The following is a 24,462-nucleotide window of genomic DNA, read 5'->3' as shown; positions in this document are numbered from 1 at the left end:
GACGTGCGGCGCGGACTCGGCCGACGTGATGGTCGACTACGAGGGCGACGGCGTGCACGCCGCGCCCGCCGAGGCGCAATCCATCGCACGCCAAATGATCGCCAGCGGCTACAAGGAGTGGGACAACGAGAACGACTGGCAGGCGCTGGTCTGGATCTGGGACCACGAGTCCGGCTGGCGGTGGAACGCGGACAACCCCACGTCGGACGCGTACGGCATCCCCCAGGCGCTGCCCGGCAGCAAGATGGCGTCCGCCGGCGCCGACTGGAAGGACAACGCAGCCACCCAGATCAAATGGGGACTCGACTACATCAAGGGCCGCTACGGCAGCCCCGGCCGGGCAAAACAATTCTGGCTCGCGCACAACTGGTACTGACAACAGGACACGAGCGGAGGCCGCATGCGACGCCGAGGACGACGGAACGGGCCTCATGACCGATCCCGCCGACCCCGTGACCCCGTCGTCGGATGCCGCCATGTCGGGCGAGGCAGGAAACAACCGGCCTGACTCGACTCGGCCAAGCGTGGAAGGGACGTGACTATGACGGTTCATGGCCGTGGCGGCGCGTGGCCGCGGGCCGATTTCCCGGTGGATGCGGTTAATCGTTTTACCCGGCGTGGCCGGGATGGGCGCGAGTGGAGCATGATGACGGTGGCCATGCCGCCCGGCTGCAAGGTCGACGGGTTCGATCTGGGCGGATGGAGATACACGGGGTTCATGTCGTCGCGCATGATCCGTGACCATGAGGGCGCAGGCCCGGTGTCAGTGGCGTTCCGTCCGGATGCGCCGGTGCGCCTGTGGCGGGTCGACGGGGGTCGGCGCGACCTCGCCCTGGCCGATCCCGAGGCGTTGTGCCTGGCCGTGCGTCTTGCGCAGCGGCTTGCCGAGACGGTCGACCTGGAATGGGATCGGGGGATGACCGTGCGCATGGTGAATGCGGTGGACGGGCTCGTCCCGTCCGCTGAACGTCAGATGATCCTCGACGACGGCAGGGATCGCGTGCTCGTGTACACGCGGACGCTGGTGCCGATGGTGTCGCGCGTGACCGATGACATGCGCGTGGGCGGTCCGCTGGCCGTGGGGCGCGGCGACGTGGCCCGGTTCCTGTCGCGTTTCGAGGGGAGGACGGTCAGGGCCACGGATTGGCTGCACTGGCTCGAACCGACCGGCTCGTCGGCGACGGATTCGGTGCGCGGCGTGCGTTCCGGGGTCTCCGCGCCGTTGTCGGACGGGATTCCGCGCACGGCCGGCGGTTTGCGTTACGAGCCGTTGTCGTACGAACGTCATGGTGATGGTTCGATCAGCATGTTCGCCGCGGCCGATCCCGCCGACCCGACGAACATCGCCATGGATGACGCGAACACGCCGGGCCTGATGATGTGAAACGCATGTCATTGGTGTACGTGAATACCTATTTATATGGGTGTTTTTGTATACTTGTTTTCATGAGACGTGATGAAGCCCTTCGTCGTCTGGCCAATGCCGACGCTTCGGGGCTGTATGTGTATCGCAAGCAGGATCTTTCCATCGTGCTGGGCGAGTCCGGGCGGGCTTTGGACCGCACGGTATGTTCGCTGGCCGCCGGAGGTGTGCTTGAGCGGGCCACGCATGGCGTTTATGTGTTTCCTTTGTCGCGGCATGTCGGCGCCGGCACATTGGACGACATCGTGCGGTGCCTGCGTCCGGGGCGGGTCACCTGGGAGAGCTGCGAGAGCGCGTTGAGCCAGTGGGGCGTCATCAGCCAGATTCCCGTGGGCCGGACCACGTACATGACCACGGGCAGGGAGGGCGAGTTCCATACCCGGTTCGGCGTCATCGACCTGACTCACAGCAAGCTCGCGCCCTCGCGCATCATCGGTAATCTTGTCTATCGTGGAGGGCGTCTGCCGATCGCGACGAAACGGTTCGCGTATGACAATCTCAGGTCCACCGGGCGCAATGCCGGTCTGATCGACATGGATGAATTGGAGGATGACGATGAATGGTGAGGTTTCCGAGTTCCGGCGTATCGCCGAGTCCATCGTTTCGGCGTCCGGGGTGCCGGCGTTGCTGCCCGTCATCGAGAAGGAGGTGCTGCATTACCATATCCTGTCGGCCATGCGGGAGACGGGATACCTCGATAGGGTCGTGTTCCAGGGCGGGACGAGTCTGCGGCTGTGCCATGGGTCGCCGCGATACAGCGAGGATCTTGATTTCGTGGGCGGCAAGGGTTTCGCCGGGTCGGACATGCGTGGTCTTGGTGACGTCCTGGTGCGGGCGTTGTCTTCGGTCGATCCGGAGATCGAGGTGAAGGTGCGTGAGCCGAAGGATGACGGATCCACGGTGAGCAGGTGGCGTATCCGTATCCGGGTGTCCGGGCAGCGCCGCGATCTTCCGAGCCAGATCGTGAAGCTGGAGGTGGCTGCCGTCCCCTCGTATGAGCCGGTCGCAGGTCTGGTCAATGTGAACTATCCGCAGCTTTCCGGTCTTTTCGATCAGATTCCCGTGCGGGTGGAGAGTCTGGGCGAGATATTGGCGGACAAGATGGTCTCCTATGTCTGTGCCGGTCATCCGAGATACCGTGACCTGTGGGATGTGAATTGGCTGCTGCCCAGAGGCGTCGACGTCGGCTCGGCGTGGGATATGGCGGCGCGGAAGGCCGTCGACTATGACGAAGCGGACGAATGGAACGGATTCGAGGGCAGGGCCGGGGCCGTCGGCGGAATCATGGAAGGCGACGGGTTCGCCGCGGAGATGCACCGGTTCCTTGAACCACGGGTGTACGACCGGACGGTGGGCGATGCCTTATGGAGACAGGCCGCCGCCAGAACCGTGGAGTCCCTTTTCCTGTCACCCGTCCACGCCGTCGCGGATCCCGCCGATCCGCTGACCATGGACGGGAACGTTCCCGGCGTCGGGTTCAGGACCATCTGATCCGCGATCACCGGTTTCGTTCGCGTCCCGAATACGTCGAGCCGAACGTCTTGCCGAGATACCGCTACGGTCCATTTAGATTCGGGCCGTGGTCAGGTCGTAGGGGACGTCGAAAACGTCGGTACGTCCCGTGAACGCGGTCGGCGAGAGCACGATTCCCGGATCCGTGCGTGTCGTGGCCTCGACGGCGTTGCGCATCTCGTCCTGCATGAGGCCGATGTAGCGCATGGTCGTGACGATGTTCGAGTGGCCGAGCATTTTCGAGACGAGGATGATGTTGCATCCGGAGCGATAGTATGCCACGGTGGCGAATCGTCTGCGTAGCGCGTGAGATGGGAATCCGGTTGCCTTCTTGATGCGTTTGGCGACGAAATCGACGCCGCAGTGGCCTTGTACGTCTCCGGGGAACAGCCATCCCGTCGGCCGGTCGCGGAGCTTGCCGGCGAGTCTTTCGGGGACGGGGAGTTTGCGTTCCTTGTTGCCTTTGCCGTGGATAAGGATCACCAGACCGTTGGGTGTCTCCTCAAGGTCGGATCTGGTGTTGATTCGGGTCATCTCGATTCTCCGGAGCCCGCAGAACGCGCCGAGCATGACCGCGATGCTCGCGTTCTCGTCCTGGTCGGACAGGCCTCGCGCCACGGCCTCCTCGGGACAGATCAGACCTCCTTTGACATCGGTCTTCACGGCGGGGATCTCCGCGGCTGGATTGTCGGCTGCGAGGTCGTGTTTGATGCACCAGTCGTAGAACGTCTTGACGCAACTTCTCATGCCCTTTCTGGATTCGGTGTTCAAGCGTGCCATGCACATGACCAGATCGTCCTCGGTGACGTCAGGGATCTCCTTGCCGACGAATCGTGAGAACTCGCTGATCTGATACCATCGCGTCCTCAGTGTTTCCCTGCTGCGTCCGATGACGTCGAGGTAGTCGATCCATTGCTCGACCGAGGGCCCCCATCCGTCCAGCGGTTCCGAATGCGGACAGTTTCGTCGTTTCTCGTTCCAGCATTTCATTGCATCTCCTTGTTCTCCTCTGAATCTTCTTTGCGTATAGAAAAAGGAGGCAGACCATCTGCCTCCCAAAGGAAAACTATCCGACTGGATTTCGTTATTTGTCGAGAATCGGGGATTTCAACGAAACTCCCCAAATGGCCCATGCTGCAACGAAAAGCATGTGTAGATCTATTGATACAATCGAGTCGGAGGATTGCTTACCGGACGGTCGCTGGTTCAAGCCCAGCCGCAGGAGCTTTCACCCCCGGTCCCCGGGGGTTTTGTTTTTCATAGCATCATTTCGGTTCGAGTTTTTGGACCTATTGGCCCATTGGGCCAATCGTTATCTGTACCCTTCCCAATGAGGCAGTGGGAAGAGAATATCCTCGTAATACGACCAGTTGCTCAGCAGATCAATATTAGGTTCACCGAGCCACCGTAGTTCCAAGCCCTCCATCGCCGAACCAACGGCCATGGATAACATGCCGATTTTCTCCTCGGTATCGAATTCCGACGGCAGTTTCCATGGCAGTTTTCCGATTTGCGAGCGCAGTCGCGTACCGCGCTCAGAGAAATACGTATGCGCAGGATGAGACGTATCTATTGCTTCTGCGCGGAGCACCAAATACATCTGAGTCAATTTTGGAGATTTCACATTATCTTCGGCTATTATGCGATACCACCTTGGCAAGAGCAGAGGGTCTTCGTGGAGCTCTGCCTCTGACATCTGAAGATGCTTGTCAACATATTCTTGGGCTGAAGATGAACCATCGTAGTATTTGAGAGCAAGCGATAAGAGGCCGCTTTTGTTTTTCACATATTTCAGCAAACCAGCTTGGCTCAGTCCGACGCGATCCGCAACTTCCTGCACCGTAGTGCCATAGAAGCCCCGTTCAGCCATCCAACTGGTTCGAAGACAAGCTTGGCATGGTCATGGGCATTGCGCTCGGTCTCAGTGGCATCGGAGGAACTGTTTTTAATCCGATTGTTTCAAGTTTCATCACTAATTTGGGCTGGCGCACTTCGTATCAAATCACCGCTGCGATCATTGTGATTTGCATCTTGCCATTCTCGTTACTGGTTTTTAAGTTCCGCCCTGATTCAACAAAGGGGGAACAGGCATATGGACATGTCAGCCATGAAGCAGAAACCAATGCATCAACAAATGGTGAATTACCTGGCATTGCTTCCTCCAAGGCATTTAGAACTCCATCCTTTGCCCTCTTGGTCGTAGTCTCAGTACTTCTTCAAATAGTTGCAGGTATCGTCCAGCATGTCTCCGGCTATGAGTTGTCCCGCGGCCTGACCCTCAGCCAAGGCGCAATGGTCGTCTCGGGAATCATGTTCGGAGCTTTCGCCGGGAAGTCTACAATCGGCATTCTGCTCGACCGGGTAAAAACCGAAGTCGCCATACTTTCATATGCATGTATCGGTCTTTCAGGCTGGGCTCTTATGTCGTTTGCCAGTTCACCTGCACTTGCCACCGTTTCGGGATTCCTGGCAGGATTGGGCCAAGGTGTGGTTCTCGTTGCTCTTCCTTGGCTTATTCGATCATCTTTTGGACAACGTGATTACAGTGAAATTCTTCCAATCGTCAGCATATTCGGCGGAGTCGCATCAGCAATTGCCGTTACTGCACATGGTGCTGTTTATGACATCACAGGCTTATACATCCCGTCCCCGATCGGCAATGTAGTGCTATACGTAATAGCCGCTGTAGCAGCGGTGATGGCGTACCGACTTCGTCCACTGAAGCAAACCGAAAATCTGGAGGCATAACATGACATCTCAAGACGATTTTTTGAAGAGTTACCTCAACGGCATCAAAGCACGATATGACGCATCTCCATATCCACGTACGCACTCTTCTGCGGAAACAAGGAGTACATCCGTAACATGCTTTGATGGCGTCAAACTCACCACCGAAATATATACACCGGAAGGCGAAGGGCCCTGGCTCACCATTGTTGTCAGATGCCCATATCCTCAACAAGTTCCGCTTTGGCAACTTCATGGCAGCGAATTGACACAACGTGGGTACGCCCTGGTATGTCAATGGTGTCGAGGCACCCGCACATCAGAAGGCATCTGGGAGCCCGATGTGAACGAACGACCTGACGGAGCCGATCTGCTGGAATGGCTCGAAGCTCAGGATTGGGTGGGGCCGATCTGACTGTGGGGGGCGTCATACCTTTCCCTGACATGTTGGGTGCTGGCCGACATCACCACTCCCAAGGTGAAATCCATATGTGCCAATCGCTATGGCACCGATCGTTTTTCCTCTGCATGGCAGAATGGTTCATTCCGCTGCGATGTGTTCAACGCATGGGCAATGCAAAACGCGGGGCATCCTGTGAACGCGGATTATCTGACATCCGCTCAATACAGACCCCAAATCAATGTTGATGAAGATCTATGGGGAGGGCGTTTGGAATGGTACCGAGATTGGATCAGCCATCCGAAAGGGACTGTCCATATTGGGATACTGGTTTTTTGGGGCATGCTCAAAAACATTCCATCACATGCCAAAGTGCCAATGCTCATACACGAAGGGTGGTTCGACCATCATTTGGGTAGTGCATTAACCGGATATGAAACATTGCCGGAGACAATCAAACAGCATTCATGGCTGCGAATCGGATGCTGGAATCATTATTTCCTCAATCCACTTGAAGGAATCGAACCGTCTCAACTCGAGGCAAGCGAGTTGCCAGCTGCTCTTGAATGGTTCGACATAACGCTACGTCAAGGCATCACACCAGATAGGCGCATCGAGTATTACGAGATTGGCAGCGACACATTGCATACTGCCAGCTCCTGGCCTTTGCCTCTTGAAAGATCCGCACAGTCTGTGTTCTATCTTTCTTCGGATACTAATGAAGATATACAAAACGACGAAGCACGGACACTGTCTCAAACACCGGATCGCATGAATGACATCAAATATGATTATGATCCGAATAATCCGGTTCCAACCCACGGAGGAGAGGCGCTACTTACTTCGATGGATCAAATTGGCGCTTTGATCCAGCCTGAACCTGGCTGGAGGGATGATGTCATAAATTTCGTTTCTGATATCTTTACTCAAGATCCAGTGATTCAAGGGCGCATACATATCGATTTATATGTTTCCTCCAGCGCACCTGACACCGCGTTCACGGCCAAACTGATGTGTGTTGACCCTGATGGCACAACACGGAATTACCGTTCGTCCATAACAACAATGGTTTTGGATGGGCATGATGAGAAACCATATATACCTGGAGAAATCCGTAAAGTTGAAATCGAGATGTGGGATATCTGTTGGGAAATACCTGTTGGCGCTCGCCTCCGTTGCGATATCTCTTCAAGTGATTTCCCGCAGTATTCCGTTCATGCAAACACTGCGGATCCATGGTGCGAACAGAAAGAAACGGTCGTGGCTCACCAAACTATCCATACAGGAGAAACGACACCATCTGCAATCGTTTTGCCCGTACGCGTAGCAAAACAATGAAATAAGAATGCTTTGCAGTCGAATTCACAGCGAGGATGAATACGCTAGATAACGAGACAATAGAATTATTTTCCACCAATGCCGCGAATATGGCACGCGGCGATGCACAACATCTTAAAACGCAGGTATTGCCTAAGGGAGTGAACCAAATCAAGGATATTCTGTATAAGGATGGCAAGGACGCTTCGCCTGAAACCGGTAATTTGCTGGATATCTATAAGCCCGAGAAAACGGGTGAGAGCCTGCTGCCAGTTATCGTTGATTTCCATGGCGGGGGCTTATATTACGGCTCTAAAGAAAATAATCTGTGCCGTGACATGATACTCGCATCACAGGGTTTCGCCGTTGTCAACGCGAATTACAGGCTTGTACCGCAAGTGTCTTTCCCACAGCAACTATCTGATGCAATATCTGTTTTATCATGGATTCGCAATCACGGAGCCGAATATGGCCTTGATGCACAGCGCGTGTGCATGACCGGTGATTCCGCGGGGCAGTCCTTACCTTATACGCATGCGCCGCCAACGGCTCTCCAGAACTTGCTGCCAGGCTTGGTCTGCAGCCGTCAGGACTCACAGTGCATGCCCCTTGCAGGCACTTCAGGAATGTATCGCGTAGAAGGAGGTGTGCACGCAACGGCGTTGTCATACTATGAACGGGGCTATTTCCAGACACCACATGACAGAATCATGATAAACCCTTATCTCGATCTGGATAGACTGGTGGTGGATGGCAACATTCCACCTATGCTATTGATAACCAGCTTCGAAGATTCTCTGGCAGACAACTCGTTGGAACTTGCACGGATACTGCAATATCGGCATAAAAATCACCCATTGCACATTTGCCCCAAAGGCAATGAACGCGCGCTAGGCCATGTGTTTGGTATCACTCAAGCAGGAGACCCTGCCGCAACGGAAGCGCAACAAGCAGCGACTGATATCTCTCGCTTCTTTAAGCAATACATTTAGCGAAATGCAACCTCGGTACAGGGTATTTCTTGAAAAGAAACCCAATGTGGTTTTTTATGAGTTCCTGCGATAGATATCGTGTGAACAGCAACCTATGCAGAGCGTACAAACCAAGTCAAAATGCCACACAATATCGGCTTGGTTTCAAAGCACAAACTGCCGCTGACACCAAGCCAAATAAACAAAATGACATCTTTCGCACGACCAAAAGGGTGCCGCTGCCCGAGCTTCACAGCCCAGAACAGCGGCACCCTTGCTATCCGAGATTGAGTTGCGCGTTCCTACCGGCGGCAAAACCACCGATGATTGCTCAACGATGCGGCAATCAGTTCGTACCCATGCTCATGGTCTCCGGCAGTGTGCTTCCGCCGTCGATAACCACTTGCTCACCGGTGATGTAGCTGGCTTCGTCACTGCCAAGGAAGGCGAAGAGTTCACCAACCTCGGTCGGCTTTGCCAAACGCTTCATAGGCACGCCTACTGCGATATCGTTGATTGCCTCCTCAGGATTGTCCGGATTGGATTCCAAGGCCATCTTTTCCACCATCGGCGTGCGTGCATAGCCAAGCTGCGAGCAGTTCACACGGATATGACGGTCTGCATATTCGACGGCAAGACACTTCGTCAAGCCCACCAAAGCGGCCTTGCTCATGGCATATGCAGCCTCACCGGCATCAGCGACAATGTCGCCGGTCACCGAGCTTGCTATGACGATCGCGCCTTTGCCGGCCTTCAGCATCGCTGGAATAACCGCCTTGCAGGTATTCCACGCGCCCTTGATATTCACATCAATGTGGAAGTCACGGGTTTCGTCCGTCATCTCCTCGAATGGCGCCAGACGACACACGCCGGCATTGGCGCACGCAACATCGATAGTGCCGAATTCTTCAACGGTGCGGGCAGCTGCTGCATCCATCTGCGCACGATCCGCCACATTGGCGACCTGGGTAATAATGCGGGCATCGGGATATAGGCCGCGAATACGCTCAGCAGTCTCTTCCACTGACGGATCCAGATCCACCATGCAGATATTCGCGCCATACTTTGCATACACTTCTGCGATACCCTCGCCAAGTCCTGCAGCGGCACCGGTGATCAATGCTGTTTTTCCGTCGAGCTTTGCCATAATGAACTCCTTTGGTTGAAATAATCAGTTGGTTTATGTTTGGTGTTTGTTTGATTGTTCTTAGAATGTTTGTTCGCCATCAGGTGTTTCGATGACTACAGGCGTCTTCTTCCAACGCACGAGCAGCATCCACAGCCAAATGACCACGCCTATGCCCAAATACACTGCGAAGGAAATCCAAGAGCCGACTCCCTGACCGAGTGTGCAGAAGAAGGCAATCGCAATCATGATCACCATGCGAGAATGCGCATCGCATCGCCGCCCCTTGACCACATTCTTATTGCCCTTATACCAATCCGGATGCTTGTGACGCATACGAACCGCCGAAATCATCGTCAATGCATAGGCGCATGCGCATCCGAATGACATGAGATTGAAGAAATCATTCATAAAGGTGCCTGCATTCATCAGAAGGATGAAGGTGATGCTCACGACCAGCAGGAAGATATTCGGCAAAATAGGCTGCTGGTGCTTGTTGACCTTGGTGAACGCAGATGGCAGGAAGTTCTTGGTTCCCATCGAATACAGCATGCGCACAGTCGACATCCAGAATCCCAGAATCGAAGCGGTCATACCCATGAGAATCGAGACGAAACCGTAGACAACCGGCCAGAACTTCCATCCGAGAATATTCTGCATTGCGGTGATCGTCATGAACCCATTCGCAGCATCACCGGCAAGCAGGTCCTTAACCGGTGCGAGGCCTGCGACACAGAAGAAGAAAATGGAATAGATCGCGCCGCACGTGATCACAGAACCGCAGATGGCCTTCTTCGTATTATTGATCGGGAAATCGCCTTCCTCTACCATCTGCGGCACGGTTTCGAATCCGAAATACGGCGTAATCAGCAAAGCCATGCCGATTACCCAACCCGGAATGCCGAAAGTGCCATCCAAGGCGCTGAAGGAGAAGGATCCGATCACATTATCAAAGCTCCAATGACCGGAAGTCAGAATGAGCACAGCAGTGATCAACGTCGTGGCAATATTGGCGAATAAGCAGGTGGCCTGCGCCTTGACGAGGAACTGAATATCCTGCAGACTCATGAAGAACACCAAAAGCAGAATCACCACACCAATGAGAATGGTGGTTTGGAAGCTCAGATTCAGATTGAATTGCTTACTGATGAATGTGGCCACTGCCATAACAACGGCTGGTGGAACTGAAATCCATGCAGCCATGATCAGCCATGATGCAAAGAAGCCGAAATGTTTGTTGATGCCAACCGTGTTGTAGATCAATTCACCGCCAGCGGTTTTGAAAAGCGGGGAGATTTCGCTGTACACCAGAGCCACGGGCAAGATGGCCAATGTCATCAATGCGAAGGCAAGGAATGTGCCCGAACCGGTGTATCCGAAGAATACCGAATCCCAATAGCTGACATAGGTGAATATGGATCCTGTGGCGACCGTGTATACAAACACGAGCTTAAGACTGCGCTTCAGGCCCGTATCTTCTCCCGCAGGCGGCGGCGCATTATTGGTGATATCTGACATGTTGTCCTCCTGAGACAGGCCAGTCCAGTGGGGGAGCGGCCTCCTTGCCGCACGGGAACCTCACTGCTGCCGCTAGCATATCCAGCTTCTTTTCAGCACGCAAACACGGCCAGTCGAAAAAACTGCACAAATGAAGCGATCAAGCGGCAACTCGCCGAAAAGCATAGACCCCTGATTCGAGTGTCGACTATGCGCAATGACATGTACAGGTGATTACAATAGGTAAAAGACCATGAATAGCAGGGAGAGATATGAAGCGCGAATACACCAGACCTCTTGAACGTGATATTGACAGCGACGCCAATGTATTTTCGATACTGCAAGAACGAGTCGATCGGGCTCCGCATGATTCATTAGTGGAATATGTGGATGCCGATGGCGAATGGCAATCCTTCACAGCCGAACAATTCCGCGACAAGGTGATCTCCGTTGCCAAAGGCCTGATTTCCAGAGGAGTCATGCCCGGAGATTCGGTTGCAATAATCGCACACACCTCATGGCAATGGACGGTCATGGACATGGCTATCATGTCCATCGGAGCCGTAACCGTTCCTGTGTATGAAACCAATTCTGCGGCCCAAGTTCGCATGATTTTCAACGATTCTCAGGTGACGCTTGCTTTTGCAGAAGACGATGCACAGAGAGATAAAATCGAATCGGTGCGCAATGATTGCAAGACTCTGCGGGATGTGTATGTCTTCTCAAATGACGCCATCGAAACTCTCGAGGAATACGGCAAATCTGTAAGCCAGGAGAAGTTCAACGAACGTGTGTTGCTGGTTCGCGGAGATGACTTGGCGACCATTGTGTACACTTCAGGTTCCACAGGAACGCCTAAGGGCATTGAATTATCGCATTCGAATTTCGTATTCATCACCTATTCAGGCGTGCAGTCGATGCCCGATATCGCTTTGAAGCCAAATCGCCGTTTGCTGTTGTTCCTACCGCTTGCACACGTGTTTGCCCGTTATATGCAATTCTTCTGCTTTGCAGGAAACGTCACTTTGGGACTTTCCAGCAATCTCAAAACAATTTTGGCAGATTTCAAGGCTTTCAAGCCAACATTCATCCTTGCTGTGCCGCGTATTTTCGAAAAGATCTATAACGCAGCTTCGCAAAAGGCTGGCACCGGCCTCGCTGGAAGAATCTTCTCCAGAGCGGCCCAAACGGCACGCGATTGGTCTCAAGCACAGCAATCCGGCGAGCCGATCCCGATCCTGCTGCGTATGCGCCATGCACTGTATGCAAAGTTGGTGTATTCCACGATTATGGAAGTCTTCGGCGGTTCGGTCGAATATGCCGTCTCCGGTGGCGCTCCTCTTGATGCTTCAATTGCTCATTTCTTCAATGGTGTTGGACTTCCACTTTTGGAGGGATACGGCATGACCGAAACATGCGCTCCATCAAGTGTGAATCCTACCGTTGGATACAAAATCGGCACGATCGGACTTCCTCTGCAAGGGGTTTCGATGGGAGTTGATGATGACGGAGAGCTGTGTGTAAAAAGCCGTGCGGTATGCATGGGATATCACAATCACCCTGAAATCACCCGAGAGCAAATCGTGGACGGCTGGCTGCATACAGGCGATCTGGGCTCCATTGACGAAGACGGTTTCGTCAGCATCGTCGGTCGGAAAAAGGATCTCATCATTACCGCAGGCGGCAAGAACGTGTCACCCAATGAGATGGAAGCCTCCATTATGACATCTCCGGTAGTGAGCCAATGTGTGGTCATAGGCGATAGAAAACCTTTTATTGCCGCCATTATTGCCTTGGATCTGCAAGAGACCAATCTGTGGCTCCAGTCAAACGGAGCACAACCCGTCGCCGACTTGAAGCAGGCAAGTGTCAGCCCGATCGTCCGCGCCGAAGTGGACCGTGCTGTCAATAAAGCCAATGAGCTGGTTTCTCGTGCAGAATCCATTAGAAAATTCGAAATCGTTCCAGAGGAATTCTCTGAAGCCAATGGATTGGTGACGCCAAGCCTCAAAGCGCGCAGGCAGGCAGTGACCGAGCACTATCGCGATCTGATCAACAACGTGATTTACAAGCCTCGCAAGCAGTAATTGATTCATCGATTGATCTCAATCACATTGTGGACATATCCGTTCATCGTCGTTGAGATTGCATCATAGTGTCATGCATATGCGCCTGGACGGCTCATCGAACCGTCCAGGCGTTGCCATTATCAGAAATGCGACTTGGATCACAGGACGACAGAGCCGATGCCAAGTGGCGCTTCGGTAATGCTGATTGAATACGCATGAATCGCATATGACAAACGAGGGGAATATGAACGAACTGAAGTATGCAGTGATTGGTGCAGGTGCTATGGGCTATCGCTATGGCATTCTGCTGCAAAATGCCGGTTTCAATGTCGACTTCATCGATGCTTGGGAACCCAATATTCAGGCCGTAAAAGAACAGGGCGGCGTCTGGGTCAGTCGAGATCACGAGGGACGTCATCTAGTTCCCGTCAATCTGTATACCCCTGAAGAATATGCTGGCGATCCGGATGTATGGATCATATTCATGAAGCAAATGCAGCTTGAAGACATGCTTAAACGCTGCTCACAGCTGTTCAAAGACCATCAGGTGGCATTCTCGGCAATGAACGGTTGGGGACACTTCGAAAAGATCAACCAATACTTCTCTGAAGACCGCATCTACGGCGGCACGGCAATCATCGCAACCGTGTTGAACGGCCCAGGAGATGTCGATTTCATCGGCAAGCCCGGCACCGGTTCGATGCATATGTGCGCCATGAATGAAAAGGTCACCGACATCGAAAAGGCCATTGCTCATGATTTCGCCGCTGCCAATATGAATCCTGAAATTACGACGGATTTCAAAGGCACATGTATGGCGAAAATCGTGTTCAATTCCGTCGTGAACACCTTATGCACGATGTATCAGATCACCATGGGACAGTTCATGGAATTCGATGGCGCCCATGATATGACCAAGCAGCTCGTATCAGAAGCCTATGCGGCATGCGATGCCGCAGGAATCCCGATGATCAATACGGTTGACGAAGAGGTGGAGTCCATCGAATACGCAAGCCGCGTCGGCAATCCATTGCATTACCCCTCGATGTATCAGGATATGATTCACGGCAGAAAAACCGAAGTGGATTACATCAACGGTTATATTGCGCGTTTGGGCGAGCAATACGGTGTGGACTGCCGCACCCATGCATTCCTCACCAATGGAGTGCACTTGGCAGAGTTGGCATTCCAGATTCACCATCAGCAGTGATCTGACCATTATGTCTGATGAGCGGTACGACTCCTAGCCAATGAATCATGCATAGCAGTTTCATCCGCATTGTGGGTCCCTGCCGATCAATGGTGGGGACCCACAACTTTCCTTATCCACTCGTTTGTGAGCTCACAATGAAAGGTTTGCGACTTGTCGCGCTGGTTTTATATCACAATCCAGCATCCGCCAGGGAGATATAACCTGTATCAATCAATGTAGATTTGAGATTGGATGCGCTCACGGCGAGCAGATCTTCTTGAATCACCGGCACCTGTGCTTCGTTTATCGTTTCCTCTGAAACGTGTTTGAAATCAGTAAGTGATCCGCCAACGCTCAATTGTTTGGTGACTGCAGCGATATCGCTTGCATAGGTCTGACGATTTTCCAGAGCGGTCATCCACAGTTTGCCATCAACAATATGCGGCATGAGTTCAACATAGGCACCATAGCCAGTGACAATAGGCCATCTGCTATTGACGGCCTCGACGGCATCCTCTCCAGAGGATTCGCTTTCCGGTTTTTTCGTCGGCTCAGGCACGGCCTCTTTCGACAAATCATGCTTGCCTGTGATGTTATTGACGATTCCCGAAATCGAAATAGAAGGATTGATATCAGCCGATGAGCCAGTGTAGCCGAGATCTTCCAGCTGTTTTATGACTCCTGAGGCCACATAGTCGTTCAAGGCGATAATTCCGTCAATTCCAGTATGCGAACCGTTCGCACTGGTCATATCCAGGCGATCCGAAACGGCTTCACCAATGCTTTGATCACTCGTTGCATCGATAGTCAACGATTCCCAGTCATCTTCGGTCGTATCCTTGCTGAGCTTTCCGGAAGGACTGGTGACCACACCTTTCGTGAAATACGGCTGCAAGACTTCCCAAATCCCGGCAAAAGCATTCTTCGCAAAACTTTCATCATTTGATGTGGCAGACGAAGAATCGTAGGGGAGAAGCACTTCGACGGCCTTGGGATTATCTGATGTCGCCTTGTCCAAGGCCAATTTTGACACCAGCTGTTGCGCCTGGACGCTGCCGATTACGCGTGCCGTAGACATACGCACCAAGGCATCAGGGGTGAAACCTTCGATTGTGCTGGAAAGAAGAATAACGTGCATTCCTGAGGATTGTGCCAGCTGCAATGCAGATCGCAGACGTTGGACGGCTTCATTGTATTCACTATTTTGCGAGTCAGATGAAGAATCGGAGCTCTGCGATGACGAATCTTCATCGCCTGAGGCACTGGAAGACGCATCCGAGGACGCTGAAGCAGAAGCGTCATCGCTGCTTGAAGTCGTATCTGAGGCATCGGTCGTGGTTTCCGTGATATCGTGCTCCACCAAATCACCATATTGATGGGAAATGGTGCTATGGGAAACAACAGGAGCAATGATCAACGTCGATTGGGCTGTGGTGCTATCTGTTGATGAGGAAGCAGAAGCCGAGGAAGACTGAGATGAAGAAGCCTGCGACGAAGATGAATCTTGAGAAGACGAATCCGTTGGTGTCGCAGAGGATGAAGACGACGAAGAAGAACCAGAAACCTGCGATACCACATAGTCCTGGATATCGCGGCTTTGCTTATCCAAACTGTCTGCCGTATGAGCATCGATATCGTCGGCTTCATAGCCTTGTTCACGCAATGAGGATGTGATTTCTGGGACTAATTTCCCCCAGGTATTCAAGGGTGTTCTTTGCGACAATGTGATGCCATCGGAAGGAGTGAATATCTCCACGGATCCCAATGCCGCCTGCGTGGTTGCGGATTCGCTGGCCGATGGTGTCGTTGAAGACTGACCACATGCAGTCAGTCCCGCCAACAATACCAATGATGCCGTTACCGCAACTGTTTTACGCACAGCACGTAGATCCAGCAAAGCCATTGCAATCCTTCCGATCCAAGAAAACCACTTCGTCCGATTCTAATGCCGCAACGGAAAAGCCCCGAATTCGCCATTGAGATTCACACAATCGACGAATCCGGGGGCTTTCCAGAGCAATATGCCCGTTCATTGTCCACTGATAGCGGCCGCTAATGAAACGAACCGCATCTTCAGCGCACCTCAATCCTGTGCGTGCAAAGCTTTGTCAAGACCTTCGCTGAGCGCGTCCATGAATCCATCGGTATCCAACCACGGCTGGTCCGAGCCGATCAACATGGCAAGATCCTTGGTCATTTGGCCGGATTCCACCGTATTGATAATCACATGTTCGAGTGTTTCCGCAAAGTGGGCGACCTGAGGAGTGCCATCCAGTTTTGCACGGTGCTTCAGACCGCCCGTCCAGGCGTAAATCGAAGCGATGGGATTGGTGGAGGTCTTCTCGCCCTTGACCCAACGACGATAATGACGTGTCACAGTGCCATGAGCGGCTTCCGCTTCGACAGTCCGTCCGTCGGGCGTCATCAGAACAGAGGTCATCAGGCCAAGCGAACCGAATCCCTGAGCAACGGTATCGGACTGAACGTCGCCGTCGTAATTCTTGCACGCCCACACATAGCCACCGTGCCATTTCAGGGAGCTGGCAACCATATCGTCAATAAGGCGGTGCTCGTAGCTCAATCCCTGTTCTTCGTAAGTCTTGCGATATTCCTCTTCGTACACTTGGGCGAAAATATCCTTGAAACGACCGTCATATGCCTTGAGGATGGTGTTCTTCGTTGACAGATACACAGGGTATTTGCGCATCAAACCGTAATTGAAGCAAGCCCGTGCAAATCCTCTGATTGACTCGTCAAGATTGTATTGCACCTGAGCCACACCTGAACCCGGATAATCAAATACCACATGTTCAATGGGTTCGCTGCCATCTTCGGGAGTGAAGGTCACGGTGAGTCGGCCAGGGCCGTTCACCAGAAAATCCGTGGCTTTGTATTGATCGCCAAAAGCGTGCCTGGCAACGACAATGGGTTTCGTCCACCCCGGAACCAGTCGAGGCACATTGCGAATCACGATCGGCTCACGGAAGATCGTTCCGCCCAGAATATTGCGGATGGTCCCATTGGGGGACTTCCACATTTTCTTGAGTCCGAACTCTTCGACTCGTGCTTCGTCAGGAGTGATAGTGGCGCATTTGACGCCGACATGTTCACGTTTTATGGCCTCGGCAGCATCTATGGTCACCTGGTCATCGGTTGCGTCACGATGTTCGATTCCCAAATCGTAATAGTCGAGATTGATATCCAAATAGGGGAGAATAAGACGATCCTTGATATCTTTCCAGATAACTCTGGTCATTTCATCGCCGTCAAGCTCTACGACAGTGCCTTCCACTTTGATTTTGGCCATGCCTATCCTCCTATCATTACGGTATGGCATCTCCATATGTCATAGTGCATATTTGTCACGAATGTATGAATAATCCCAGTACTCGGTTGCAAGTATTCCACTCGACTGTTTTATGTATGCCAACGGGCACGCAAGCCCGCTTCTCGTCACCCTCGGGGATTAGCCTGTAAAGCATGTCTCAGGAAATTGAAATTGGTCTTGGCAAAAAAGGCCGCCTGTCGTACACCCTTGACGATGTCTCCATCGTGCCTTCCCGACGTACTCGCGATCCGCAGGATGTTTCCACCGCCTGGCAGGTTGATGCTTACGAATTCGATGTGCCTGTAATCGGCGCACCCATGGATTCCGTGACCAGCCCTGCCACGGCCATAGCCATGGGCAAAATGGGTGCCCTTGGCGTTTTGGATCTTGAAGGCTTGTGGACGCGCTACGACGATCCGGAACCGTATCTGCAAGAGATCGCACAATTGCCTGACGATGTGGCAACTGCGCGTATTCAGAAGATATATTCAGCACCAATTCGTCCTGAACTCATTGCGCAAAGACTTCATGAAATACGCAATGCAGGCGTCACTGTCGCAGGAGCGCTGTCTCCTCAGCTGACGCAACAGTTCTATTCCACCGTTGTGGACGCGGGCGTCGATCTGTTTGTCATCCGAGGAACCGTGGTTTCCGCAGAGCACGTTTCCAGCGATCATGAGCCTTTGAATCTGAAGAAGTTTATCTACGATCTCGACGTTCCTGTAATCGTCGGAGGTGCCACCAATTACACAGCGGCACTGCATCTGATGAGGACCGGTGCTGCCGGCGTATTGGTTGGCTTCGGCGGGGGTGCGGTTTCAGCCACCTTAAGCACCATTGGTGTGCAGGCTCCTATGGCCACGGCTATCGCCGACGTTGCCGAGGCGCGACGAGACTATATGGACGAGTCCGGTGGCCGGTATGTGCAGCTTATCGCAGACGGCGGCATGGGAACCTCAGGCAATTTTGTCAAGGCTTTTGCGCTCGGCGCCGATGCCGTTATGCTTGGAGCCCCTCTGGCACGTGCGACAGAAGCTCCTGGTCACGGCACGCATTGGGGAGCTGAAGCACGCCATCAGACACTGCCACGTGGACGCCGCAGCAAGGTCGGCACTGTCGGCAGCCTGGAACAGGTACTCTACGGACCAAGTCACCAAGCCGATGGCACCACCAATTTCATCGGTGCGTTGCGCAGGGCGATGGCATCAACCGGCTATGTGGATCTCAAAGCCTTCCAGCGTTGCGGCATAGTCGTCAATCCGTTCAACCGCGGTTGATTGAAACAATCATCAACTGAAGAATTCCACTTATCCACAATCCCGCCGAGTCGGTTTGACTTGGCGGGATTGTTATGTTGTACTTGCTGTACTTTCATATGACATCAGCAACGGTCACAGGGGATTGAAACGCGATGTCATCTGGCTGAAGGGGGCCACCATGGTGAACGGCAAAACGCAACCTGCACATGTTCTTGATGTGCCAACCTCTCATATATTTCCGCCAACCGAGCGTCGAGTTCTGCCCAGTCACGATGGCACCATTGTCATCAATCCCACCTCACAGCCAATCCGATACCATATTTCGCGCTGCTTCATAGGAGAGCCCACCGATACCAACTGCAACGCCCTGATGCTCACTGCCTGCAGAATCGCCTGCATGAGCGCAGATGTGATTCGGGGGCGACTCTCCGCGTCGGTTTTGCAACGCAATCTGAGTCCGACATGCCTTCAGCGATTGGAAACCATGGCCTATCTGATGGATAACCATATGAATACCCACGAAGACCTGCGAGCGCAATTATGTTATCTTCCAGCCATTCCGCATTGGCTCAACGGCATGCTCATCAGTCCCATAACCGTGGAATTCGCAGTACATCTCACAATAGGCAAGTTAAGATATTGGGCGACATTGGTTCTGCGATATTCAGGAAGCCGATGGATTTGCACAACTGCCGATCTTGGTTAGAGTAACGGTCTTAGACCAACGTATCCAAGAATTGATGTTGAACGAGCTCCTTCATTGCATAACACAGTTCCGATTCGTGCCAGAGTTTCTCCATAAGGTACTGGGCACATACTCTCTCATACATAACACAGTCGTTTCCTGTGTTTCCATGGGTACACTGAGCACACCATCCGAGCGCAATATCAAAATATCTATTGGTATTGTGTGTATCTTCACTGTGAGCCAGCGATAACGCCATATCGGACTTGCGCCGCGTTATAGTGGAGGGTATGTTGCGTGAATTTAGCGTGGAAAACCTCCATCCCACTACAGACAAGGACACCATTTTTGCACTGCTTCGTCGCCGTGCTGAGCGTAATCCCGAGGACGTCATCGCCCAATGGCAGGATGAGCGGTCGCGGCAATGGAATGATGTGACGGCGGGGCAGATGCTATCCCGCGTGCGAGAGGTCGCCAAAGGGCTTGTCGGTCTTGGGGTAAGGCCCGGATCCAAGGTGGTCATCTATTCCTCGACATGTTATTCATGGGGAGTCGTGGATTTCGCATGTGCGGCAATCGGCGCCGTGAGCGTACCTATTTATGAAACCGATTCTGAACAGCAGGCCTCAACCATCACACAGGATGTGTCGCCTGTTATCGCGTTCGCAGGCGATTATCAGCATGCCCAGATCCTGGAACGTGTGCGCCAGCAGCATGATGATCTGAAGTATGTGTTCAACTTTGAAGCGGACGGTCTTGATGCCGTAGCAGATTTCGGCACAGGCATTCAGGACTCAGAACTTGACCGCATCATCGAGCGGGTCAAGGCTGATGACCTCGCAACCATCGTGTACACATCGGGTTCCACAGGAAAACCCAAGGGTGCAATGCTGACCAACCGCAACTTCACGCATATTGTGTATGCAGGATATGAAGTGCTTGATGAAATGCTGTATCAGCCAACACGTCTGCTCCTGTTCCTGCCGTTGGCGCATTGCTTTGCCCGATACATCCAATATGTCGCCATCGGCGCCAATGGGGTTGTCGGTTATGTCCCGGACGCCAAGCATTTGCTTGCAGATCTGCGTAGTTTCAAACCCACATACCTTTTGGGCGTTCCTCGTGTGTTCGAAAAAGTGTTCAATGCCGCTTCTCAGAAGGCCGGAGCCGGACTGAAAGGCCGTATCTTCGCCAAGGCTTTCAGGCATTTCGTGCAGTGGTCGAAGAAGGAAACCGAAGATGGCAAGCATTCCATTTTCGCCCGTTTGCAGCATTCCTTCTATATGAGCACCGTAGGTTCGTCGATTCGTTCCGCATTGGGCCCGAATCTGAAATACCTGGCCTGCGGCGGCGCCCCGATGAATGCTGACTTGGCTCATTTCTTCAACGGTTTGGACGGCATTACCTTTATCCAGGGCTATGGCATGACCGAAACCGCTGCGCCTTGCGTGGTGAATTTCGAGGATGCCAATACCGTGGGATCGGTCGGCAGGCCCGGCCCCGGTATCACCATCAAACTCGCCGACGATGACGAAGTGCTCATCAAGGGCCCCAACGTGTTCAAGGGGTATTACAAGCAGCCCGAACTCACCGCCGAGACCATAGGCGAAGACGGCTGGCTGCACAGCGGCGATCTGGGAATGATCGATGACCGCGGATTCCTGTTCATAACAGGCCGCAAGAAGGACATCATCATAACCGCCGGCGGCAAGAATATCAGCCCTGCGCCAATGGAAGACACCATTGGAACATGCCCGATTGTATCGCATGCCGTTGTGGTGGGTGACGGTAAGCCATTCGTCGCCGCCTTGATAACGCTCGATCCTGATATGCTGCGTTCCTGGTTGGAGAGCCAGGGCATGGATGCCAATATGAGCATGGAAGAAGCCGCTAAGAACGATGCTGTCCGTGCATGCGTCCAGCAATATATCGACAAGGCCAATAGCAGTGTTTCCCGTGCGGAATCCGTACGCAAATTCGTGATTCTCGACGAAGACTTCAGTCAGGATTCAGGAACGCTGACCCCGAGCATGAAGGTGGTTCGGCCAAAGGTTCTTCAGCATTACAGCCAAGTGATTGAAGAAGATCTGTATGCGCCAAGGGAAACCACCAAGGAGCCTTCCGCCACTGCTAAACTGCTGGATCGGACGACCGAGACGGTGAAACAGGCTTCGGAAAGCGTCAAGCAGGCCACAGAGGAGATGACACCTCGCGTGCGGCAGGCATTTGACCAAGCGCGCAATGAGGTGGCTGAACGCATGAAGAGGCAAAGCGGCGAATCATCGCAGGAAGGCGGACGCGAGAATCGCGCCCAGTGATTAAGGTAGCCACATTACGCTACAGTGCACATTCGTGAGACTTGACTGCATCAGAAGGAGATGAGCGTTGACCATACGCGACATACGAGTGATTCCCGATCCGGTACTGCGTACGCCCTGTGATGAAATTACTTCCATCACCCCGGCTGTGCATCGTTTGGTGCAGGATCTGCTTGATACCGTGGACGATCCTGGCCGAGCGGGACTGTCGGCTAACCAAATCGGCGTCGGTCTGAGGGCGTTCTCGTACAATATCGATGGCAAGGTCGGATACATTCTCAATCCCGTGCTCGTCGAAACAAGCGGTGAGCAATACGGGGATGAAGGATGTCTTTCTGTGCCTGGATTGTGGTACAAAACACGTCGCTCGGACTATGCTCGCGTGACCGGCATCGACTTGGACGGCAATCCTGTCACCTTGGAAGGCAGCGGGATCATGGGGCGCATGTTGCAGCATGAATGCGATCATCTCGATGGCCATGTCTATCTCGATCGCCTTGAACGCGAGGAGCGTCGCGAGGCAATGCGATATTTGCGCAATCAAAGATCCTGAGTGATTCTGGGCATTGCGGGGATTTCGGCATTGCCCAGAATACTGTTGAATAGACCGCCTCATATCGGGCGGTTTATTCATATCTCATGATATTGTGATGCAGGTGCGTCAACCGGGTTCCCCCGCAGTCGTGAGGCGAGGAAATCCACCTATTATTCCCAATCAGACGCACGAATTCGCGCCATGTCCGCGACGGCCTGTGTCGGTCGGAAATGCTTTCGGGCTTTCTGCACGCAGGAACGCATGGCCAGGCAATAACCGACAGAAAGGTAGAATTACCATGGCTCAAATTACTATGAGCGAAATGCTGAAGGCCGGTCTGCACTTCGGCCATCAGACCCGTCGCTGGGATCCAAAGATGAAGCAGTACATCCTGACCCAGCGCAACGGCATTCACATCATCAACCTGTTCAAGTCGCTTGAAATGATCGACAAGGCCTATGACTTCATCAAGGCCACCGTCGCTCACAATGGCACCGTTCTCTTCGTCGGCACCAAGAAGCAGTCACAAGAGGCAATCTCTGCACAGGCAACCCGTGTGAATATGCCGTATGTCTCTGAGCGTTGGCTCGGCGGCATGCTGACCAACTTCCAGACCGTCTCGAAGCGCGTGAACCGTTTGAAGGAACTCGAGGAGATGGACTTCTCCGATGTGCGTGGTTCCGGTCTGACCAAGAAGGAACTGCTGCTGCTCGAGCGCGAGAAGGACAAGCTCAACAAGCAGCTTGGCGGTATCCGCAACATGAACCGCACTCCTTCCGCAATGTTCGTGGTTGATATCAACAAGGAAGCGCTTGCCGTCGAAGAAGCTCACAAGCTGGGCATTCCGGTAATCGCACTTGTCGACACCAACACCGATCCGGAGTCCGTCGACTACCCGATCGCAGCCAATGATGACGCCATCCGCGGCATCGAGCTGCTGACCAGCCTTATGGCCGACGCAGTTGCCGAAGGTTTGCTGGAGCGTTCCGGCAAGGCTTCCGCAAACAAGAGCGAAGGCGAAGCTGAGCAGCCAATGGCAGCTTGGGAGAAGGAACTCCTGACTCAGGAAGCTCCTGCAGCTGAGGCCGAAGGCGAAGCAAAGGCCGAGCAGTCCACCGAAGAGGCACAGGCCTGATATTCCTGTTGGCCGGCCACGGAAGTGACCGGCCAATGGTTATTCCTAACTAAGAGGAGACACATAAATGGCAGCAATTACCGCAGCGTTGATCAAGCAGGTGCGTGAAGAGACCGGCGCAGGCATGATGGACGTCAAGAAGGCGCTCACCGAAGCCGAAGGCGACGTGGCTCGCGCCAAGGAAATCATCCGTGCAAAGGGCATTCAGGCCGCTGGCAAGCGCGAAGGCCGCAAGGCTCAGGAAGGCACCATTGCATCCAAGGTCGTCGACGCCAATGGCGAGCAGACCGGATACGCTTTGGAGCTCAATTCTGAGACTGACTTCGTTGCCAAGACCCCGAAGTTCGTTGAATTCACCGACCAGGTGTTGGATTATGCAATCGCAGCAAACGCCAACAGCGTGGACGACGTATTGGGTGCAGCAGCTGAGAACGGTACCGTGAAGGAAGCCGTGGAAGAGGCGGCAGCACTGTTCGGCGAGCACGTCAAGATCGGTCAGTTCGCTCAGATCAGCGGACCTCATGTTGAAGTGTATGCACACAAGAAGTCTGTGGAACTGCCTCCGAGCATCGTGGCCATGATCGCTACTGATGAAGCCGGTGCTGCAGTGGCTCACGAAGCCGCATTGCAGATTTCCGCAATGGGTGCTCAGTGGCTGAGCCGTGAAGACGTTCCTTCTGACATCGTTGAGTCCGAACGCCGCGTTGCCACCGAGAAGTCCCTCGCCGAGGGCAAGCCTGAGAAGATCGTTCCTAAGATCGTCGAAGGCCGTCTGAACGCATTCTTCAAGGAGACCGTGCTTCTGGAGCAGTCCTATGTCAAGGATCCTTCCAAGACCGTAGGCGACCTGTTCAAGGAAGTCGGCGGCAAGGCCGTGGCCTTCGCTCGTATCGAAGTCGGCAAGGGTTCCGCCGAATAAGATGCATGAGTCTTGAGGTCAATTCAAGCAGTTGACTGACGGGCCATTA

20 protein-coding genes and 1 pseudogene are annotated in these 24,462 nt (G+C 53.5%); 15 read left to right on the top strand and 6 right to left on the bottom strand.

Going from position 1 to position 24,462, the window contains the following annotated elements; genetic code table 11:
- The 4 genes from BITS_RS09205 to BITS_RS03305 form a co-directional block, all read left to right on the top strand.
- The coding region (locus BITS_RS09205) for an aggregation-promoting factor C-terminal-like domain-containing protein (RefSeq protein WP_044259372.1) at positions 1-376 on the top strand (376 nt) is incomplete at its 5' end.
- A gap of 165 nt (positions 377-541) precedes the next feature.
- Positions 542-1,384 carry a hypothetical protein gene (locus BITS_RS08690; protein ID WP_051264354.1) on the top strand — a complete coding sequence of 281 codons (843 nt, stop codon included), beginning with the start codon at positions 542-544 and terminating at the stop codon, positions 1,382-1,384.
- 62 nt (positions 1,385-1,446) lie between these two features.
- Positions 1,447-1,989 carry a type IV toxin-antitoxin system AbiEi family antitoxin gene (gene abiEi / locus BITS_RS03310; protein ID WP_026642210.1) on the top strand — a complete coding sequence of 181 codons (543 nt, stop codon included), beginning with the start codon at positions 1,447-1,449 and terminating at the stop codon, positions 1,987-1,989.
- The gene (locus BITS_RS03305; RefSeq protein ID WP_160249605.1) at positions 1,979-2,914 is read left to right on the top strand and encodes a nucleotidyl transferase AbiEii/AbiGii toxin family protein; all 936 of its coding nucleotides are present in this window, start codon (positions 1,979-1,981) and stop codon (positions 2,912-2,914) included. The genes abiEi and BITS_RS03305 overlap by 11 nt, the downstream gene beginning before the upstream one ends.
- 75 nt (positions 2,915-2,989) lie before the next feature.
- On the opposite strand, the gene BITS_RS03300 is transcribed toward BITS_RS03305, so the two are convergent.
- A complete protein-coding gene (locus BITS_RS03300) occupies positions 2,990-3,925 on the bottom strand; it encodes a tyrosine-type recombinase/integrase (RefSeq protein WP_051264355.1) in 936 nt (311 codons plus the stop codon).
- A gap of 322 nt (positions 3,926-4,247) precedes the next feature.
- Entirely contained in the window at positions 4,248-4,805 is a 558-nt protein-coding gene (locus BITS_RS03295) for a helix-turn-helix domain-containing protein (RefSeq protein ID WP_044259356.1), read from the bottom strand.
- Positions 4,806-4,831: 26 nt separating this feature from the next.
- Between BITS_RS03295 and BITS_RS09640 the strand changes: the two genes are divergently transcribed.
- The 3 genes and pseudogenes from BITS_RS09640 to BITS_RS03280 all read left to right on the top strand — a co-directional run bounded on the left by BITS_RS09640 (position 4,832) and on the right by BITS_RS03280 (position 8,371).
- On the top strand, positions 4,832-5,683 hold the full coding sequence (locus BITS_RS09640) for an MFS transporter (protein WP_081693531.1): 852 nt from the start codon (positions 4,832-4,834) through the stop codon (positions 5,681-5,683).
- Between the two features lies 1 nt (position 5,684).
- Positions 5,685-7,400 (top strand): annotated as a pseudogene (locus tag BITS_RS03285) (CocE/NonD family hydrolase).
- Between the two features lie 89 nt (positions 7,401-7,489).
- Entirely contained in the window at positions 7,490-8,371 is an 882-nt protein-coding gene (locus BITS_RS03280) for an alpha/beta hydrolase (protein ID WP_044259370.1), read from the top strand.
- A gap of 325 nt (positions 8,372-8,696) precedes the next feature.
- Here the strand turns inward: BITS_RS03280 and ucpA are convergent, their stop codons facing one another.
- Positions 8,697-9,497, bottom strand: a complete 801-nt coding sequence (gene ucpA, locus BITS_RS03275) for an SDR family oxidoreductase UcpA (protein ID WP_026642211.1) — start codon at positions 9,495-9,497, stop codon at positions 8,697-8,699.
- A gap of 60 nt (positions 9,498-9,557) precedes the next feature.
- Positions 9,558-10,994: an APC family permease gene (locus BITS_RS03270; protein ID WP_081890976.1), complete on the bottom strand. Its 1,437-nt coding sequence runs from the start codon at positions 10,992-10,994 to the stop codon at positions 9,558-9,560.
- Between the two features lie 251 nt (positions 10,995-11,245).
- On the opposite strand from BITS_RS03270, the gene BITS_RS03265 reads away from it, so the two are divergent.
- Together BITS_RS03265 and BITS_RS03260 are read left to right on the top strand one after the other, a co-directional pair.
- Positions 11,246-13,060, top strand: a complete 1,815-nt coding sequence (locus tag BITS_RS03265) for an AMP-dependent synthetase/ligase (protein WP_026642213.1) — start codon at positions 11,246-11,248, stop codon at positions 13,058-13,060.
- A 226-nt stretch (positions 13,061-13,286) separates the two neighbouring features.
- Positions 13,287-14,252: a ketopantoate reductase family protein gene (locus BITS_RS03260; protein WP_026642214.1), complete on the top strand. Its 966-nt coding sequence runs from the start codon at positions 13,287-13,289 to the stop codon at positions 14,250-14,252.
- A gap of 172 nt (positions 14,253-14,424) precedes the next feature.
- Here BITS_RS03260 and BITS_RS03255 read toward each other — a convergent pair whose 3' ends face one another.
- Positions 14,425-16,137, bottom strand: coding sequence for a type 1 periplasmic-binding domain-containing protein (locus BITS_RS03255; RefSeq protein WP_034533908.1), 1,713 nt, complete (start codon positions 16,135-16,137; stop codon positions 14,425-14,427).
- A gap of 180 nt (positions 16,138-16,317) precedes the next feature.
- Positions 16,318-17,541 carry an NADP-dependent isocitrate dehydrogenase gene (locus BITS_RS03250; protein ID WP_026642216.1) on the bottom strand — a complete coding sequence of 408 codons (1,224 nt, stop codon included), beginning with the start codon at positions 17,539-17,541 and terminating at the stop codon, positions 16,318-16,320.
- Positions 17,542-17,714: 173 nt separating this feature from the next.
- Between BITS_RS03250 and BITS_RS03245 the strand changes: the two genes are divergently transcribed.
- From BITS_RS03245 to tsf, 6 genes are all read left to right on the top strand, one after another.
- Positions 17,715-18,839, top strand: a complete 1,125-nt coding sequence (locus BITS_RS03245) for a GuaB3 family IMP dehydrogenase-related protein (RefSeq protein WP_026642217.1) — start codon at positions 17,715-17,717, stop codon at positions 18,837-18,839.
- Between the two features lie 160 nt (positions 18,840-18,999).
- The gene (locus BITS_RS09470) at positions 19,000-19,527 is read left to right on the top strand and encodes a hypothetical protein (protein WP_229774813.1); all 528 of its coding nucleotides are present in this window, start codon (positions 19,000-19,002) and stop codon (positions 19,525-19,527) included.
- Positions 19,528-19,796: 269 nt separating this feature from the next.
- Complete coding sequence (locus tag BITS_RS03235) at positions 19,797-21,824, top strand: AMP-dependent synthetase/ligase (protein ID WP_026642219.1); 2,028 nt, start codon at positions 19,797-19,799, stop codon at positions 21,822-21,824.
- 67 nt (positions 21,825-21,891) lie between these two features.
- The gene (def, locus tag BITS_RS03230) at positions 21,892-22,377 is read left to right on the top strand and encodes a peptide deformylase (RefSeq protein WP_026642220.1); all 486 of its coding nucleotides are present in this window, start codon (positions 21,892-21,894) and stop codon (positions 22,375-22,377) included.
- A gap of 280 nt (positions 22,378-22,657) precedes the next feature.
- On the top strand, positions 22,658-23,494 hold the full coding sequence (gene rpsB, locus BITS_RS03225; RefSeq protein ID WP_026642221.1) for a 30S ribosomal protein S2: 837 nt from the start codon (positions 22,658-22,660) through the stop codon (positions 23,492-23,494).
- Between the two features lie 67 nt (positions 23,495-23,561).
- Entirely contained in the window at positions 23,562-24,413 is an 852-nt protein-coding gene (gene tsf / locus BITS_RS03220; protein ID WP_026642222.1) for a translation elongation factor Ts, read from the top strand.
- Positions 24,414-24,462 lie beyond the last annotated feature (49 nt).

This window comes from Bifidobacterium tsurumiense, from assembly GCF_000741765.1.
GTDB lineage: Bacteria > Actinomycetota > Actinomycetes > Actinomycetales > Bifidobacteriaceae > Bifidobacterium > Bifidobacterium tsurumiense.
This window is presented reverse-complemented; position numbering and strand designations above follow the sequence as displayed.

What these genes read in the sequence shown, in the direction of transcription:
- BITS_RS08690 (WP_051264354.1), top strand. Translation starts at nt 542, where the DNA reads ATGACGGTTCATGGCCGTGGCGGCGCGTGGCCGCGGGCCGATTTCCCG.
- abiEi (WP_026642210.1), top strand. Translation starts at nt 1,447, where the DNA reads ATGAGACGTGATGAAGCCCTTCGTCGTCTGGCCAATGCCGACGCTTCG.
- BITS_RS03305 (WP_160249605.1), top strand. Translation starts at nt 1,979, where the DNA reads ATGAATGGTGAGGTTTCCGAGTTCCGGCGTATCGCCGAGTCCATCGTT.
- BITS_RS03300 (WP_051264355.1), bottom strand. Translation starts at nt 3,925, where the DNA reads ATGAAATGCTGGAACGAGAAACGACGAAACTGTCCGCATTCGGAACCG.
- BITS_RS03295 (WP_044259356.1), bottom strand. Translation starts at nt 4,805, where the DNA reads ATGGCTGAACGGGGCTTCTATGGCACTACGGTGCAGGAAGTTGCGGAT.
- BITS_RS09640 (WP_081693531.1), top strand. Translation starts at nt 4,832, where the DNA reads ATGGTCATGGGCATTGCGCTCGGTCTCAGTGGCATCGGAGGAACTGTT.
- BITS_RS03280 (WP_044259370.1), top strand. Translation starts at nt 7,490, where the DNA reads ATGGCACGCGGCGATGCACAACATCTTAAAACGCAGGTATTGCCTAAG.
- ucpA (WP_026642211.1), bottom strand. Translation starts at nt 9,497, where the DNA reads ATGGCAAAGCTCGACGGAAAAACAGCATTGATCACCGGTGCCGCTGCA.
- BITS_RS03270 (WP_081890976.1), bottom strand. Translation starts at nt 10,994, where the DNA reads ATGTCAGATATCACCAATAATGCGCCGCCGCCTGCGGGAGAAGATACG.
- BITS_RS03265 (WP_026642213.1), top strand. Translation starts at nt 11,246, where the DNA reads ATGAAGCGCGAATACACCAGACCTCTTGAACGTGATATTGACAGCGAC.
- BITS_RS03260 (WP_026642214.1), top strand. Translation starts at nt 13,287, where the DNA reads ATGAACGAACTGAAGTATGCAGTGATTGGTGCAGGTGCTATGGGCTAT.
- BITS_RS03255 (WP_034533908.1), bottom strand. Translation starts at nt 16,137, where the DNA reads ATGGCTTTGCTGGATCTACGTGCTGTGCGTAAAACAGTTGCGGTAACG.
- BITS_RS03250 (WP_026642216.1), bottom strand. Translation starts at nt 17,541, where the DNA reads ATGGCCAAAATCAAAGTGGAAGGCACTGTCGTAGAGCTTGACGGCGAT.
- BITS_RS03245 (WP_026642217.1), top strand. Translation starts at nt 17,715, where the DNA reads ATGTCTCAGGAAATTGAAATTGGTCTTGGCAAAAAAGGCCGCCTGTCG.
- BITS_RS09470 (WP_229774813.1), top strand. Translation starts at nt 19,000, where the DNA reads ATGGTGAACGGCAAAACGCAACCTGCACATGTTCTTGATGTGCCAACC.
- BITS_RS03235 (WP_026642219.1), top strand. Translation starts at nt 19,797, where the DNA reads ATGTTGCGTGAATTTAGCGTGGAAAACCTCCATCCCACTACAGACAAG.
- rpsB (WP_026642221.1), top strand. Translation starts at nt 22,658, where the DNA reads ATGGCTCAAATTACTATGAGCGAAATGCTGAAGGCCGGTCTGCACTTC.
- tsf (WP_026642222.1), top strand. Translation starts at nt 23,562, where the DNA reads ATGGCAGCAATTACCGCAGCGTTGATCAAGCAGGTGCGTGAAGAGACC.